The 1,037-nt window shown below is 39.5% G+C and carries 2 protein-coding genes; both read right to left on the bottom strand.

Features of this window, described 5'->3' with window-relative positions:
• Positions 1 to 826: condensation domain-containing protein (locus J8L71_RS18335; protein WP_348771824.1), on the bottom strand; the 826-nt coding region annotated here is incomplete at its 3' end.
• On the bottom strand, positions 827 to 1,037 hold a 211-nt coding region (locus J8L71_RS18330), incomplete at its 5' end, for a phosphopantetheine-binding protein (RefSeq protein WP_211001798.1). It abuts the gene before it with no gap.

The raw sequence follows: 1,037 nt of genomic DNA, 5'->3' as shown, positions 1-1,037 counted from the left end.
TAGTTGGTAGATCTGCTAGTTGCTCTTTCCAGTACCCTAATTGATTATTCAACACCTCACCCTGCAACCAGTTTCTCTGCCAATGAGCATAATCTGCGTATTGAACAGAAAGTGGCGGCAACGGGTTACTTTGACCTGACTTATAAGCAGTATAAAGCATACTAAACTCTTTAACCAAAATCCCCATAGACCAGCCATCTGAGGCAATATGATGTAAAGTCACCAGCATTACATGGCTATACTCCGCCAGTTTGTATAGTCGTGCTCGGATCATCAAGTCTCGAGTCAAATCGAAAGGCAAACTACCTTCTTCTTCATTAGCTTGGTCAATTATCACCTGCTGCTGGATTTCACTCAAACCACTGATATCATGATAAAATAATGGAAACGACGATACCTCACGGAACACCTGAATCGCATCACCTGAATCATCAGTGGTAAAACATGTTCGTAAACTTTCATGGCGCTCAACAATTGTGTCCAGCGCTTGCTTTAGAGCTTCTTGGTCTAACTCACCCTCAAGACGAAATGCGCTAGGCATATTGTAATGAGTGCTATTCTCTTCAATTTGATCAACTAACCAAATACGCTGTTGAGCAAAAGATAATTGACGACTACGCTCTTTAACAGAAATGGCACGTACATTCCCTCTGCCGGAGTGATGTGTTTGAGTGTCTAAATAGGAAATCAACTGTTCTTTATTAGTTTTAATCAAATAAGCAATCTCTTTCGTGATCGCTCCAGTAGATGCTTTAGACTTTAATTTGCCATCATCCAAAAATAAATAAATCCCTTTTTGATTTAAGTTTTGTATTATTTCTTTCACTTACCACTCCATCTCTTCAGAAGCTGACGAAACAGCCTCTAATTCCAATACTTTTTTCAAGTTGTGGCTTACAACCACCTGTTCATCGATAAACTGAGCCAGATCTTCAACGGACTGAATGAAGAAAATCTGTTTTGCGTTCATTTCGATTGAAAATTTTTCGTGTATTTGGGCGGTAATTTTCATAACAGATAATGAGTGCCCACCCAAC

Origin of the sequence: Pseudoalteromonas sp. MMG007, from assembly GCF_018100985.1 — a bacterium.
GTDB lineage: Bacteria > Pseudomonadota > Gammaproteobacteria > Enterobacterales > Alteromonadaceae > Pseudoalteromonas.
This window is presented reverse-complemented; position numbering and strand designations above follow the sequence as displayed.